Origin of the sequence: Methylophaga sp., from assembly GCF_965655755.1 — a bacterium.
GTDB lineage: Bacteria > Pseudomonadota > Gammaproteobacteria > Nitrosococcales > Methylophagaceae > Methylophaga.
On sequence record NZ_CBFHHW010000018.1, the window covers coordinates 1 to 15,365 of the forward strand.

At 45.6% G+C, this 15,365-nt stretch carries 14 protein-coding genes; 4 read left to right on the forward strand and 10 right to left on the reverse strand.

The window, feature by feature from the left end; genetic code table 11:
- The 5 genes from ACTF5U_RS07325 to ACTF5U_RS07345 form a co-directional block, all read right to left on the reverse strand.
- The coding region (locus ACTF5U_RS07325) for a PQQ-dependent sugar dehydrogenase (RefSeq protein WP_438970984.1) at positions 1 to 1,428 on the reverse strand (1,428 nt) is incomplete at its 3' end.
- Between the two features lie 27 nt (positions 1,429 to 1,455).
- On the reverse strand, positions 1,456 to 2,556 hold the full coding sequence (locus tag ACTF5U_RS07330) for an alkene reductase (RefSeq protein ID WP_438970985.1): 1,101 nt from the start codon (positions 2,554 to 2,556) through the stop codon (positions 1,456 to 1,458).
- A gap of 23 nt (positions 2,557 to 2,579) precedes the next feature.
- Positions 2,580 to 3,569 carry a zinc-dependent alcohol dehydrogenase family protein gene (locus ACTF5U_RS07335; protein ID WP_438970986.1) on the reverse strand — a complete coding sequence of 330 codons (990 nt, stop codon included), beginning with the start codon at positions 3,567 to 3,569 and terminating at the stop codon, positions 2,580 to 2,582.
- Between the two features lie 14 nt (positions 3,570 to 3,583).
- Positions 3,584 to 4,744, reverse strand: coding sequence for an iron-containing alcohol dehydrogenase (locus ACTF5U_RS07340; protein ID WP_438970987.1), 1,161 nt, complete (start codon positions 4,742 to 4,744; stop codon positions 3,584 to 3,586).
- 69 nt (positions 4,745 to 4,813) lie between these two features.
- A complete protein-coding gene (locus ACTF5U_RS07345; protein WP_438970988.1) occupies positions 4,814 to 5,431 on the reverse strand; it encodes a TetR/AcrR family transcriptional regulator in 618 nt (205 codons plus the stop codon).
- Between the two features lie 226 nt (positions 5,432 to 5,657).
- On the opposite strand from ACTF5U_RS07345, the gene doeB2 reads away from it, so the two are divergent.
- From doeB2 to ACTF5U_RS07365, 4 genes are read left to right on the forward strand one after another with little or no spacing between them, the layout of a single operon-like run.
- Positions 5,658 to 6,818 (forward strand): N(2)-acetyl-L-2,4-diaminobutanoate deacetylase DoeB2, encoded by a 1,161-nt coding sequence (doeB2, locus tag ACTF5U_RS07350; RefSeq protein ID WP_438970989.1) that lies wholly within the window; start codon positions 5,658 to 5,660, stop codon positions 6,816 to 6,818.
- A gap of 58 nt (positions 6,819 to 6,876) precedes the next feature.
- Entirely contained in the window at positions 6,877 to 8,151 is a 1,275-nt protein-coding gene (locus tag ACTF5U_RS07355; RefSeq protein WP_438970990.1) for an aspartate aminotransferase family protein, read from the forward strand.
- The gene (gene doeA / locus ACTF5U_RS07360) at positions 8,148 to 9,410 is read left to right on the forward strand and encodes an ectoine hydrolase (protein ID WP_438970991.1); all 1,263 of its coding nucleotides are present in this window, start codon (positions 8,148 to 8,150) and stop codon (positions 9,408 to 9,410) included. The genes ACTF5U_RS07355 and doeA overlap by 4 nt, the downstream gene beginning before the upstream one ends.
- 7 nt (positions 9,411 to 9,417) lie before the next feature.
- Positions 9,418 to 10,779 (forward strand): NAD-dependent succinate-semialdehyde dehydrogenase, encoded by a 1,362-nt coding sequence (locus ACTF5U_RS07365; protein WP_438971037.1) that lies wholly within the window; start codon positions 9,418 to 9,420, stop codon positions 10,777 to 10,779.
- On the opposite strand, the gene ACTF5U_RS07370 is transcribed toward ACTF5U_RS07365, so the two are convergent.
- The 5 genes from ACTF5U_RS07370 to ACTF5U_RS07390 form a co-directional block, all read right to left on the reverse strand.
- On the reverse strand, positions 10,772 to 11,878 hold the full coding sequence (locus ACTF5U_RS07370; protein ID WP_438970992.1) for a PepSY-associated TM helix domain-containing protein: 1,107 nt from the start codon (positions 11,876 to 11,878) through the stop codon (positions 10,772 to 10,774). The two genes, ACTF5U_RS07365 and ACTF5U_RS07370, sit on opposite strands and share 8 nt — an antisense overlap.
- Positions 11,879 to 11,901: 23 nt before the next feature.
- On the reverse strand, positions 11,902 to 14,007 hold the full coding sequence (locus ACTF5U_RS07375; protein WP_438970993.1) for a TonB-dependent receptor: 2,106 nt from the start codon (positions 14,005 to 14,007) through the stop codon (positions 11,902 to 11,904).
- 122 nt (positions 14,008 to 14,129) lie between these two features.
- Positions 14,130 to 14,324, reverse strand: a complete 195-nt coding sequence (locus ACTF5U_RS07380; protein ID WP_438970994.1) for a CPXCG motif-containing cysteine-rich protein — start codon at positions 14,322 to 14,324, stop codon at positions 14,130 to 14,132.
- A 79-nt stretch (positions 14,325 to 14,403) separates the two neighbouring features.
- Complete coding sequence (locus tag ACTF5U_RS07385; RefSeq protein ID WP_438970995.1) at positions 14,404 to 14,880, reverse strand: GNAT family N-acetyltransferase; 477 nt, start codon at positions 14,878 to 14,880, stop codon at positions 14,404 to 14,406.
- An 8-nt stretch (positions 14,881 to 14,888) separates the two neighbouring features.
- A partial coding sequence (locus ACTF5U_RS07390; RefSeq protein ID WP_438970996.1) for a chromate transporter occupies positions 14,889 to 15,365 on the reverse strand: 477 nt, incomplete at its 5' end.

Genomic DNA, 15,365 nt, shown 5'->3' on the forward strand with positions numbered 1-15,365 from the left:
ATCCGCCAGAATAGTGACATTGCCTTTCATATCCACTTTCAGTATCTGATTGATATCGGCTACATAGACTTCATTGTTCCACAGGTCGATGCCTTTGGGATCATTAAGGCCAGCCGCCAGAGTGGTTTTACTGCCATCGGTGTGAATGATGCTGATCTGTCCATCACCGCCTTTACCAAATTCACCAATTTCACTGATAAAGCTACGACCATCAGGATGACTGACTACAGATTCCGGCATTGCTAAGCCCGTAATTTTGTCCGTGTTTAACGTTTCTGATGTCTTTTGGGCTTGCGTCTCCTGACCATAGCTTACGCGATAGATGACACCATTGTAGTCATCGGAAACGAGTAAGGAACCGTCTGGTAATTCCAGGACGTCAGTCGGACGACCCCATGCTTCGCCGTCGTTGAGCCAGCCATCAATAAACACTTCATGACCATCAACCTGATGCTCGTCATTAAAGGTAACGCGCATTAACTTATAACCAACCGGTTCCGTGCGATTCCATGATCCATGCTGAGCGATAATGGCATCTCCCTGATAGTCGGCAGGAAACATGTCGCCTGAGTAAAATTTTAGACCCAGGTTCGCTGTATGAGCCTGAAACTCAACGTCAGGATAGGTGACTTCCTGAGGCGGCTGCTTATCTTTCCAGTCATCATGACGTGCTTTGCCTCCGGCATAATAAGGGAAACCAAAGTGCATACCTTTTTCAGATGCTGCATTCAATTCGCCGGGCGGGTTGTCATCACCCATCATGTCGACATTATTGTCAGTGAAATACAGGTTTCCTGTTTCAGGCTGAAAGTCGAGACCAACCGAATTACGGACACCATGGGCATACACTTCTGCATCAGAGCCATCTGGATTCATACGCATGATGGTGCCTTCGTAACCACTGACATCACAGATATTACAAGGTGCACCGACCGTGACATATAACTTTTCGTCTGGACCAAAGCCTATATAACGCCAGCCATGATGGGCCTTATCAGGAAGATCCTCAAACACGACTTCACGCATTTGTGCGAAAGGGAGGGTCAGATCAAAACCCGGCGCAGCGTAGCGTGCAATGCGGTTTTGTTCTGCAACATATAGGTTACCCTGATGCATTGCCACGCCATTCCCGACTTTAAGATCGTCAAGAATGGTCACGACATCATCCGCTTGGCGATCTTTGTTTTTGTCGACGACAGCGTAAACATTTTTACCCCGTGTGCCGACAAATACTGTGCCTGTGGATTGACCGAAGGCCATTTGTCTTGCATTCGGGACTTCTGCGTAGACTTCAATATTAAAGCCGTCCGGTAGATTCAGTTTTTCCAGATTAGCTTCAACGTCTGCGCGATCAGCCCATGTAGCCATACTCATTAAGCTCAATGAGGATGCCGCAAACGTGGCAATAGAGAGTTTTTTCAATTTCATGCGTCCTCCGTTTAAAATTGTTCAGCCTCAGGCTTCGAGGAAGGGATAGTCGATATAGCCGCGTTCATCGCCGCCATAAAAAGTGCTTGGTTCAGGTTCGTTTAAAGGGGCTTGTTTGATAAAACGAACCGGTAAATCAGGATTAGCGATAAATAATTTGCCAAATGCAATAGCATCGACTTCACCGTTTTGAATCGCTTTGTTCGCTGTTTCAAGGCTGTAATTGAAGTTACTAATATAGGTGCCACCCCAGAGCGGCCTGAGTGATGAAATATCAAATTCAGGACCGGCAGCGCCTGGCGAATCCGTGCCCATTTCTGTGATATGCAAATAGGCCAAACCATACTTATTGAGTTGCTTTACGACATAACTAAATGTTTCAGCAGGGTGGCTGTCACTGATGTCATTAAAAGGCTGCAAAGGAGACAGCCTGACACCGACACGATCGGGACCCCATATTTTGCACACCTCATCTATTACCTGCAGTAACAATCTGGCCCGGTTTTCAAGGCTGCCACCATAGGCATCAGTGCGTTTGTTGCTGCCATCACGTAAGAATTGATCCAGCAGATAACCATTGGCGCCATGGACTTCAATGCCATCAAATCCTGCAGATAAGGCGTTATAGGCACCTTGTCTGAATTGCTCAATGACCTTGGTAATGTCATTTGTGCTCATTTCTTTTGGCGTTTCGTAGGGTTTCATCCCTTCATAGGTCATGACATCCCCAGCCGGTTTAATAGCTGATGGAGCAAGTGGCAATTGGCTGTTGGGTATCATTGACGAGTGACCAACGCGCCCACAGTGCCAGATTTGCATAAAAATTTTTCCGCCAGATTCATGAACGGCCTCGGTAACTTTTTTCCAGCCCTCAATTTGTTCCTGACTGTAAATGCCCGGAATATTGGGATAACCGATACCTTCCTCAGTGACCAACGTAGCTTCAGTGATGATAAGACCGGCTGATGCACGCTGGCGATAGTATTCAACCATCATGTCAGTAGGTACAAGACCTTCACCAGCCCGGTTACGCGTAAGGGGCGCCATGATGAATCGATTTTTTAAGGTTAAGGCACCGATTTGTAATGGTGATATCAAGTCAAACGATTGCTTTGAACTTTCATTCATCTGAGATTCCTTTTAAATAAGCATTAAACCGTGACAACAATTTTGCCTAGTTGGCTGTTTGATTCCATGTATTCATGCGCTTTTACGATATCGTCCAATTTAAAGGTTTTAGCGACGATCGGTTTAAGCTGATTATTTTCCAGCCAACCATAGATTTTCTTGCGAGCTGACTTGAGCGCAGCAGGGTTGCTGGTAAATTCAAATAAGGTGTAACCGCGTATCGTGAGGCCTTTGGCAAGAACTGTGAACAGCGGGAACGGCGAAGGTTCTGTACTTAAAGCACCGTATTGGAAAATAATGCCTTGTTGTGCTGTAACAGAGGCAAGTGTTTCCAACATAGGCCCACCGACGGGATCGAATACGATGTTAACGCCTTTACCAGAAGTAATAGTGGCAATAAGCGATTCAATATCGTCTTCCTGACTCACCACAACATGTTTGGCGCCGTGGTCTAATAAGGTTTGTTTCTTGTCTTTTGTGCGTGTCATCGCAATCGGTACGGCACCGACCAGATTGCACAGCTGAATTGCTGCCAAACCAACACTGCTGGAAGCCGCTGGAATTAAGACAAAGTCATCAGTCTGCATGTTAGCAATGTCTAGCAATGCGCCATAAGCCGTGAGGTATTGCATCCAGATACTGGTTCCCTGTTCCCAACTCAGGTTGGCCGGATAGTGTGTTACAGCCGTCACCGGTACATTAGTGAGTTCAGCATAAACACCGTATTGATTCATTGAGAAGTTGGGAATGGTACTGACCGCATCACCAACCTTAAAGCCATCAACACCATCACCTATCGCGGAGATGGTGCCACTGGCTTCATAGCCAATTTTGGCTGGACACTCAGGTGTTTCGAGGTATTGGCCACGTCTGAACATCGTTTCTGCACGATTAAGACCTATGGCTTCGACCTTAATCTGGATTTCACCTGCTGCTGGTGCCGGTACATTCTCATCGACGATCGTTAATACATCTGGGTCACCGACTTGATTAAATTTTACTACTTTAGACATGATCAATTCCTTGTTTATATGCTGGCTTGGAGCACTTTACGGCTTTTATCTAAATCAACATCGCCATGCTCACCTAATTGAGTCAGACCGTGTTCGCCGAGTTGTTTAATCATTGCCGGAATGTCATCGGCAGAAATATGATAATCACTGAGGCGGGTTTTCACGCCCATCAATTCAAAGAATTCACGGGTTTTGTTGATAGCGAGTGAGACGCGACTTTCTTCATCACCCTCTGTAAGTCCCCAGACACGCTCAGCGTATTGCAGCAACTTATTGTGCTTGTGTGCACGCTGTTCCTGCATAATACTCGGCAGAATAATGGCAAGTGTTTGTGCGTGATCCAAACCATGCAACGCAGTCAATTCATGACCTATCATATGTGTTGCCCAATCCTGTGGTACGCCGGCGCCAATCAATCCATTCAATGCCAGGGTTGCTGTCCACATAAAATTAGATTGCAGGGTATAGTCGGTTGGGTTTTCCAGTAACGCGGGGCCGGTTTCGATAAGGGTCAGTAACAAGCCTTCAGCAAATCTATCCTGCACTTTGGCTTCAACAGGGTAGGTAAGGTATTGCTCCATGATATGGGTATAGGCATCAACTATTCCGTTAGCGAGTTGGCGTGGCGGTAAGGTATACGCTTTGGTCGGATCGAGTATCGAAAAGGCGGGATAGACCAGAGGATTGCTGAATGCCAGTTTTTCTTTTGTTTCATAACGCGTTACAACGGAATTGGCATTCATTTCTGAGCCAGTTGCCGGCAATGTGAGTACCGAGCCGAAGGGTAGGGCTGATTCTATGTCCTTGGCTCCATTGACTAGAATTTCCTGCCATGGATCACCATCACAGTTTATGGCTGCTGCAACAAATTTCGTTCCGTCAATGACTGAACCACCACCAACAGCAAGTAAATAATCCAGCTTACTCTCTTTTGCTTGTGTGACAGCACGCATGAGTGTTTTGTAGCTCGGGTTTGCTTCGATGCCGCCGAACTCTTCAAAATAACGTTTACCCAATGCATTGATTACTTCATCGACAGTGCCATGTTTTTTAGCACTTTGGCTGCCGAAGAGAATAAGCACTCTGGCCTTGTCAGGAATAAGCTGGTTAATTTCTGATATTTGGCCTTCACCGAATACGATTCGGGTTGGGTTGAAAAAGTTGAAATTGTTCACAGGCAATCCTTTTGAATAGTGATGTTAATAGACCAGTCGTCTATTTTTTGAGCAAATAAAAAGCAAAACTCAGGCTGTTTGTGCCTGAGTTAAATTGAGACGGGAATACAGAGACGTCATAGCAACTTCCAGGGCATCGTAATCACGATTTACCTTAGTCATCAATGTGGCGCCAATCCATAGATAATAAATTTCTTCTGTGACAGTTCGTGTGTTTTCCACTATCTCGATTTCATTATTGTCTATGGCTTCCTGAACCGATGCTGCCAAACGTTCAATAACGCGATGGGTGCCTTTTTTTAAATTGAGACGCATGGTTTCAGATAGATCAGTCACTTCACCACTAATTTTGACCACCAAGCATTTATCGGTAGTGGTGTCATTACACTGTGATATTTTCCAATTGGAAAAATAACGAATGAGTCGCTCTACAGCCGGCGTTCCGTCAGGGCGTAATTGTTCATCAAGCGCGATCATGTAGTGATCGAAATAATTTTCCAGTAAGGCGCTACCAAAGTGTTCTTTGGAATCGAAATAGTGGTAAAAAGAGCCCTTAGGTACACCGGCTGTCTTGAGAATTTCATTCAGGCCCACGGCAGCAAAGCCTTTACCCAGAATGATGGATTGGCCTGTGTTCAATATATGCTGTCTGGTATCGCTTGTTCGCGAACGCGTTGCTTGATTCATGTTGGGTATCTTTACATAAAATAGACCAGTCGTCTAGTCGGGAGTTTTATTAATTTAAAATCGACTGAAATATTTCATTTTAAAAAGATTGGAACAAGGCTTGCTAGGTGTTAGTCTGAGCACGAAAGCGACCTGATCTTGGCATTAACAAGCGATTGAGGTGCCATGGCGCTTTCTCGATATCGAAACGTGCACCTTTTTGGGTCACGTAACGCAAGGGGGCAAGATGGGCGACATCTGGCAACAGGCGATTGATAATGCGCAGCAACTGCGCCGTGATTTACATCAGCATCCTGAATTGGGCTGGAATGAAATCCGTACGTCTGAACTGATCAGAAATGAACTGTCCAGAATGGACATTAGCTGGCAATCTTGTGCCGAACTTGGCACCCTTGCTCGACTCAATCCCAATGGTAAAGGCATGCATGTTGCTCTGAGAGCAGATATGGATGCGTTGCCTATCAATGAACAAAATCAAACTGCCTGGCGTTCCGCTAATGATGGTTGCATGCATGCATGTGGTCATGATGGTCATACCGCGACATTACTGGCAACTGCACGCTGGCTGAAATCAGTAGAATCGGAATTGCCGGGTCCCGTCACCTTGTTATTCCAACCCGCAGAAGAAGGTGGGCATGGTGCACTAAAAATGATTGAAGATGGCGCCTTAAAAGGTATTGATTTTATATACGGTTGGCACAATTGGCCTGCCATTCCTTTTGGAAAGATTGTTTGCCCGGATGCTATTGTTATGTGTGGCAATGGCACTTTTAGAATCACCCTCAAAGGTGTCGGCGGCCATGCGAGTCAACCTGAATTGTGTCGTGATCCTGTTCTTGCAGCCAGTGCTGTCACACTGGCATTACAGCAAATCGTTAGCCGACATATTGCACCGCAAAAGCCAGCCGTGGTCAGTGTCACATCTATTGATGCTCCTAGTGGGCCAACTGTTATACCCACTCAAGCGATTTTGGAAGGCAGCATCCGTGTGCCTGATACAGCGACACGTGAGCATGTTAACCGATTGATATCTGAAATCAGTTTGCAAACGGCATCATCCTATGGCGTACAGTGCGATGTCGAAATATTCCCGCGCTATGAAGCCACCATCAATCATGCCCAGCAGGCTCTTCTTATGCGTCAGCAATGGCTTCGAGATAATGGCTCGGATAGTTTGGATACCAGCATAAACGTACCTGTCATGGCATCAGAAGATTTTAGTTACTATCTGCAGAAAATTCCGGGCGCTTTTGCATTAATTGGTGCGGATGATGGTCCTGACCACCAGGCCGTATGTCACAGTCCTCATTATGATTTCAATGATCGACTGATACCGTTAGTAACACGTTTATATGCGCGCTTGGTCGGTGCGTCCATAGCAGAATAATCGACTTTTTATGTATCGCTGTTTGAACAGTGGTTTGATCCGTTTTTGGAGGTGTTAAATGAGTGTATTTGATCAACGTGAGTCCAATATCCGTGCTTATTGCCGTGTTTATCCTGTTGTGTTTGACAAGGCAAACAATGCAAGACAAACGGATGAGGACGGCAAAGAATACATCGATTTCTTTGCGGGTGCTGGTGTCTTGAACTTTGGACATAATAACGAGCGTATGACCAATGCAGTAATTGAATACCTCCAATCAAACGGGGTCATTCATGCACTTGATATGAAAACTACCGCCAAACGTAAATTCATGGAACGGTTTGAAAAAATCGTGCTTAAACCACGCAATATGACGCACAAAATGCAGTTCATGGGACCTACCGGTACCAATGCCGTTGAAGCTGCTATGAAAATTGCTCGCAGGGTCACGGCGCGGCAGGAAATTGTAGCTTTTACTCGCGGTTTTCATGGTATGACACTGGGTTCGTTGGCTGCCACTGCTAATCGCTACTTCCGTGGTGCCGCGGGTGTGCCATTGAATCATGTATCACATCAGCCTTTTGGTTGTAACAAACTTTGCCTTGGCTGTGAGGCTGGTTGTGGTGTGGACAACATTGAAAAACTGCGTGGCCTGTATCGTGACCCTTCCAGTGGCGTGACGCCACCTGCCGCATTTCTATTAGAAACTGTTCAGGCAGAAGGTGGCGTTAATGTTGCCTCAAAGGAATGGCTGCAGGCTCTATCTACTCTGGCTAAAGAAGTGGGTTCGCTATTGATTGTTGATGATATTCAGGTCGGTATGGGCCGAACTGGTTCGTTCTTCAGTTTTGACGATATGGACATTGATCCAGACATCATCTGTCTTGCCAAAGGCCTGGGTGGATTGGGCACGCCAATGGCAATGAATCTGGTAAAACCGGAAGTAGATGAATACTGGTCACCCGGTGAGCACACCGGTACATTCCGTGGCCAGAGTATTTCGTTTGTTGCCGGAAACGAAGCATTGAGTTATTTCGAAGATGACGACTTGATGAACGATGTTAAAGACAAAGCTGCCGTGATGAACAATGCGCTTCAACCGCTGGAAGAGCAATTTGAAAATATTCAGGTTCGTGGAAAAGGAATGATTCTGGGCTTGGATGTAGGCACGGGTGAACGAGCTAAAGCGATCGTTGAGGAATGTTTCAACGCCGGATTGCTTATCGCCAGTTGTGGTACCGGAGGCAAAGTAGTGAAATTAATACCACCCTTGACCATACCAGACGAGGATCTTGCCAATGGATTACAAATCCTGGTTGATACAACGACGAAAGTCATGGAGGAAACAATATGAGACAACGTGATGATATGACATTTCCGTTCGAAGAGTATGAACGACGGCTAAGTGAACTACGTGTCCGTATTGCAGAGCGACATTTGGATGCCGTTGTGATCACCGATCCTGAAAATATTATGTATCTGACGGATTACCAGACGACGGGCTATTCATTTTTTCAGGCACTGGTGGTGCCGCTTGAGCAAGAACCTTTCATGATCACCCGTTCACTGGAAGAGTCCAATGTTATTGCCCGAACCTGGGTGGAACGAACCCGTCCTTATCCCGATACCGGCGACGCAATACAGATGTTAGTGGATGCCTTACGTGAGTTTGGATTATCCAACAAACGCATTGGTTACGAGCGGAACAGCTACTTTTTTCCGGCATACCAACAGGACTTTGTTCATACCACACTGACGGATGGCAAACTATTAGACTGCTTTGGTATTGTAGAAGAGGGACGGGTATGTAAATCACCGGCTGAAATTGAACTCATGCATAGAGCTGCGGCGGCAACCGAAGCAGGCATGAAAGCCGGGCTTGAAGCATCCGTTGCTGGCGTGACTGAGAATGATATCGGTGCCGCTATCAGTGCAGCCATGTTTCGTGCCGGCGGTGAACCACCGGCAGTTATGCCTTACGTCACTTCAGGACCGCGCACAATGATTGGCCATGCTACCTGGGAAGGTCGAACTGTGCAGCCCGGAGAGCATGTGTTCCTAGAGGTGGGTGGATGTTATCGTCGTTACCACACGGCGATGATGCGCACGGTTGTGTTAGGTGAGTTATCGGATTCGATGTATAAAGCGCAGGAAAGAATGAAGCTGGCTTTAAACTCTTTGCATGATTATGTGCAACCCGGAATGACTGTATCGGATGTGGATAATATGATCCGAAACATCATCTCTAATAATGATGTCGGTGCCAGACTGGTGACGCGGTCAGGTTACTCAATTGGTATTGCTTTTCCACCCAGTTGGGATGAAGGCTATATCTGTAGTTTAAAACAAGGGGAGTCAGCTGTTCTGAGAGAGGGCATGACGTTTCATGTGATTCCCTGGATGTGGGGCGTTGATGGTGATAAAACCTGTGGTATCTCTGACACTATTCACATTACTGCAGATGGATGTAAGTCGTTCTTCAGTATGGATCGAGATTTTACTGTTAAACCTGAACAGGCGGATAGAAAATTGATCGATCTCGATCAGGCGCGTGCAAGCGAGCAAGCAAAAGAAAATGGAAAATCTGGCAAAACCGCTAAACAATCCAAATGAGGTAATGATGTTAACTGCAACCAATCCTTACACTGGACATACAATAAAAGATTACGAGGCTCTGGATGAGGCTGGTATTAAACAGCGTATTTCAGCAGCTAATGACGCCTTTGAGCATTGGCGACTGCAGTCTATCGAGCAACGCAAAGGCGTTTTAAAAGCCGTTGCAGCAAGCTTGCGTAATAACAAAACACTGTTAGCAAAATTGATGGCAGAGGAAATGGGCAAACCGATTAAAGAGGGTGGACCTGAAGTCGAAAAGGCCGCTTTGTGTTGTGAACATTACGCCGATAATGCAGCGGAATACTTGGCTGATGAAGAGTTAGCCTCTGATGCATCACTCAGTTTTGTCTGTTTTCAACCTCTAGGCACTTTATTAGGGATATTGCCCTGGAATGCCCCTTTATGGCTGGCTTTTCGCTATCTGGCACCGGCCTTGATGGCGGGAAATACCTGTGTGATGAAGCACGACCCTAATGTGCCGGGCTGTGCTGAAGCAATTGCAAAAGTATTTGAAGAAGCGGGTGCGCCCGAGAACATCATGGTGAATCTGCCAGTTGAAACATCATTGGTAGAGAAAGCAATCCGTGATCCACTGGTTATGGCCATTTCATTTACAGGGTCTGCAGGAGCCGGGGCTAAAGTGGCTTCTATGGCTGCTTCAGAAATAAAACACTCGGTGCTCGAATTGGGTGGCTCAGATCCGTTTATTGTTCTCGCTGATGCTGATCTGGAAAAAGCTTCCGAGATTGCAACTTTGTCCCGCATTATCAATGCCGGCCAGTCGTGTATAGCTGCAAAACGCATTATTGTTGAAGCCTCAGTCTATGATGATTTTGTGGGCAGATTGTATAGCCGATTAGAAAAACTGAAATCAGGTGACCCGCTTGATGAAGACACTGATGTCGGTCCAATAGCACGTTTTGATTTGCGTGAAAATTTACATCGTCAGGTCAGTGAAACCATTGATGATGGTGCAAGATGTTTGTTGGGTGGTGAGATACCGGAAGGAAACGGTTTTACTTACCCGGTCACGATGTTAGTGGATGTTACATCAGACATGTGTGCGTTTCGTGAAGAAACCTTTGGACCTGTTATGTGTGTTATCAAAGCAGAATCAGCCGAGCATGCGTTAGAGCTGGCGAACGATACGGAGTTTGGTTTAGGTGCAGGTGTCTGGACGGGTAATGCTGCATTAGCCAGAGATATGGCAATGAAAATTAATGCCGGGCAGGTTGCTATTAATGGCATCGTTAAAACAGATCCACGTTTACCTAGTGGTGGTATCAAGCGTTCAGGTTACGGGCGTGAATTGGGGCCGCAGGGTATTAAGGAATTTGTGAACGCCAAACAAGTGTGGATTAAGTAAGGCGTCGTTTCGGACGAAACTTACGTTTATACCAAAGCCAGCCGCCTGCAAGGGTCAGTATTGAGGTTAACAAACCACAGAGAAAGATCAGTAGGCGGCCTGGCAAGTTGAAAGCTTCACCACTGTGTAACGGGAACAGCCAGAGTGCGGTTTTTTGTCTGATGGTCAACGCATTGTAATCTTGCTCAGCAATAACTTCATTGGTTTGTGGGTGTAACCACAATTGTGAACTACCCGTTGTCTTACGCGGATCGCCTGCTTGTCTCATGGTGACAATGACAGCAGGTGAATTGGACGTCGGCTGCGCAATCCGCAGCCACTTGGCCTCAGGCCAGTGCGCTTTTGCCGCGGGTAACCACTGATCGATATCAATTGATTGTTCCGTGTCGAAATGAACGTTCAATTCTGGAGGGTGTGGTCTATCAAATAGGACTTCCGTCTGATCGTGGAAGATCATGCTGATGCCTGTCAGAATAAGCACGACAAAAATCGGTAAAGAAATAAGCCCTGTCATAATATGCCAGCGTTTCAGTCTTCCGATAAGGGGCGTCTGGCGATGTTTTCTCGCTAATAACCAATCCCAGGCAGCTTTACTTTTTGGCCAACCCAGATATACGCCAATGATAACGTTGACAAACATCAACATGGCGAGAAATCCCAGAAATAAGGCGCCATAGGTATCAAGCAATAACGTGAAATGTAATAAATACACAAAGGAAGCGAAGTATTTACCCCATTCTCTTACAGCCGTCACTTCAGCTGTATAAGGATCAATCAACACCTCCATCCGTTTATCAAAATAAGGTGACTGTTCAGTCATCACCACGTAGGCCATGTAAACAGTATTGTCGTGACGAGGTTTGCGTAGCGACTTAATGTAAGCCGTGTTGGGGAGCGCTGACCTAGCTGATGCCATTACCTCACCAATAGGTGCCTGCTCTGCATTATCAGATGGTTGAGTCAGTAAAATATCCGGATTGAGCCATTCATCAATGGCATGATCAAACACAATAATTGATCCGCTGATGCTTTGCAGCAACAGCGGAATCAAAATCATTAAACCACTGATTTTATGGAATTCAATCCAGAATTTACGCATCTGCACAGACTATCCGCTTATGACTAAAAGTCCAGCGAATAGCCAAGTGTTACAGTACGACCGCGTCCTTTATAGTAATGGGTGTCTGTGGATCTCGCTGATTGAGAGTAATAAGTAAAATAATCTTTATTCAGTAGATTAGTAAAAGCGAGATTCATTTTACCGACTGGCAGTTTGTAACCAACGGCAGCATCGACCAAGGTGTAACCATCAAACTTGAGTTCTGGATTTTCATCAAAGCGACGGTCAAAATTGTGGCTGGCTTGAAGGAACGTATTCAATTTTGGTGACCAGCTTGCATTCCAGCTAGCGAGAAGACGATTAGGGGGGATATCAGCCCCAGTTAAATCTCTGTCTACTTGGCCATCGTCATCACTGTCTGAGCGACCATTGATATGCGAGTAGCTGAGGTTTACGCGATGAGCATCACTAACCTGTAGACCCAGAGATGCTTCCATTCCACTAATTTCAGTTTCTTCTCGTTGAACGATAAAGTCATTTCCCACTGCCTGCAAGCGAGATCCTAAATCAGAGTCGGATTCGTAGTAACTAATTTCAAAGTCGATTGGAGCCCAGTTGAAACGCAAGCCAATTTCACGATTTTCAGTGACGATTGGTTTGAGGTCGAGTAATGTATCGACATCCAGTCCCGGTGTTCCGATACCTCTGAGTACGCGCCCTACATCGGGCATGCCAAAGCCTTCAGCGTAGTTGGCAAACAGGCTCAACCATGTGGTTGGACTGACTACAGCACCGACATTAAACAGGGTTTCACTAAAGTCGGGGTTACCGCCGTCAACTGTCACCCCACCTTTGCCAGCAACTGTCTGGTATGTATCAACATCAAGCTCTGCATGTTCGTAGCGTAAACCTGTATTTAATACCAAAAAGTCTACCGGTTTAATTTGAGCTTGAATAAAAGGCGCATAGTTTTTGAAGGTGGTTTCTGGCACATAGGATCTATCGGTCAGCAACAAGCGTTGTTCTGTTGTGTCCTCAAGCAAATCAATACCACTTGTTAGCTTTAATTTGCCATTAATCAGATCATCCTTACTTAAGGTTAGTTTGGCACCATTTTTTTCTGATTCATTCTGAGATTGATCTAGGCCGCTTGGAGATTGGTCGGGATCGACCCAGCTACCTGACGTAAATGAACCATACCTTGCCTCGAATTCTTGCCGATAGATTTGTGCATTAAACGTCATGCCTGCCAGATCATAATGTTTGTATGTAAGATTACTGGTGAGGACGCGGTTATACGGTTCATAACCCACAGGACTCTGGTTTATTGATGAGGCAGGCTCGCCTCTATCACGGTCACCGTCAACGGCTGTGTAATTGTTATTACCTTTTAATTGGAAGCGATTGATACTGAGTTCAAGGTTCTGGTTATCATCAAACCAGTAACCAAGCTTGGCAAATACATCGTAACTTTTCGAATCCATGGTTTCACCCTGATATGGATCGACACCCACGACGTCACCATTACCATCAAGGTACTGACCTTGGGTTTCATAACTCAGTCCCAAGGCATATTCCCAGTCATTCTGGCTGCCCAACAGGCTGTATTCGCCACGGTAGCCTAATGTCTCATCACTCACTTTCTCAGTAGGCATCGTCGTTGACACTGACATTCTTTGTTTAAAGCTGTTGGCAGAAGGACGCTTGGTAATAAAATTAATGATCCCACCTGTGGCCCCCAGTCCGTGAATTGCACTGGCACCGTGAATCACTTCAATGCGCTCAACCATAGATAAATCAATAGTAAGGCCATCTCTAGCACCATCACGAAGTGGATTGGACTGAGGGACACCATCAATCATGAATAACGGAGCTCGGCCTCTAAAGCTTTCGCCTGCATTGCTTAATTTTTGCCTATTCGGTGAAAATGCTGGTAATAGTCTGCTTAATATTTGAGAGGTGTTACTTGAGAACTCCATCTGTTGTTCGATTTCTTCTTGTCCGATGACGGTGACAACCTGAGGAGAGTCTTTTAACTGTGTATCCGAACGAGTGGATGTAATGGTCATCTCATCCAGTTCGACTGTCTGTTCGGCAACAAGGCTAGCGGAAAAAGAAAAAGTAGGAATAAGTAAGAGGGCATGACGAACAACGGGTTTTAATTTCACACATATTCTCCTAGGATTTGGAAAAATGAGTGATGTTAAACTAAATGATAATCGTTATCAATACTGTTAAGTTTGTTTGCCACTGCAACTGACAGTTGTTCGACTAGCGGGCTGTGCAATATTTATTCATTTTCTGAATGAACAGAGAGTTGATAGTCATTATCGTCAGAAATCTGGAGATGAAACTCGATAGGCCTGCAACAAACCTCACAATCTTCGATGTAGTTTTGATCGTTAACAGAGCAATCGATAAGGACTGTGAAATATTCTCCGCAGTAGGGGCACATGATGGTGCTTTCTTCAAGTGCATGTAGCATGGAGCGACCTCCTCATGACAGCGATGAAGCTTAATGAAGCTGATTAATTTCATTGTGACACAAAAAATGACAGACAAAGCTAGTCTTTGTTCGAGAAAAGGTGTCTCTTATCTCCTAAACCAATACCGGTTGATATAATTTTGAAACCAAGATTCTGATAAAACTGTAGTAATGCTGGGTAGTGGTCAACGGCATCAAGTTGAAGACGCGCATTGCCGACTTGGTTAATACAAAATAACATCAGTTCTTTTCCATGACCGGATCCCTGGGCTTCTGGCATGACAGCAAGTTGAGTGAGGTAATAATCAGCAATAGGGGCATCAGGCCAGCAGTCTTGATAATAGTCAGCAGGCTTAGTACCCAATGCTACACAGCCGACAATACTGTCATTTTCTTCAAGTACATAAACTTGTTTTTTTGTTAGGTTCTGAGAAACTGATTGTTCATCATATACCCCAAGCCAGTGATGCATCCCTCTTTGACTCATCACTTCAGCACAACGAATTAAAAGTGCTGTAATCGCTTTTGTGTCTTGTTGATTTGCTGGACGTATCATGACATTACTCATACCAGAACGAGACTAATATTAGCAATGACACACCATAGAACCACTAACAGGGCAGAAAGTCGAAACGCTTGCAACATAACAAGCCCAACCAGCGCAATCACAATATCAGATATGTGATGTACAACACTCACCCAGATTGGGTCGTAGAGTGCTGCTGCCAATAGCCCTACAACTGCAGCGTTAATGCCTGTAATAGCATTGGCAGCGGCAGGATGATGCATGATTTTTTTCCAAAGAGGCAGCATTGCACTGACAAGTAAAAAGCCCGGTAGAAATATAGCGAGTAAAGCCACAATAGCACCTGTCAATCCACCGTTATCACCCGGCAACATTGCACCAAGATAGGCAGCAACAGAAAAGACTGGCCCAGGCACTGCTTGCGCAGCACCGTAACCCGCCAGATACTCATCTGCGGCCACCCATCCTGGTTCCACAACCGTTGACTCAAGCAAGGGCAAAACAACATGACCACC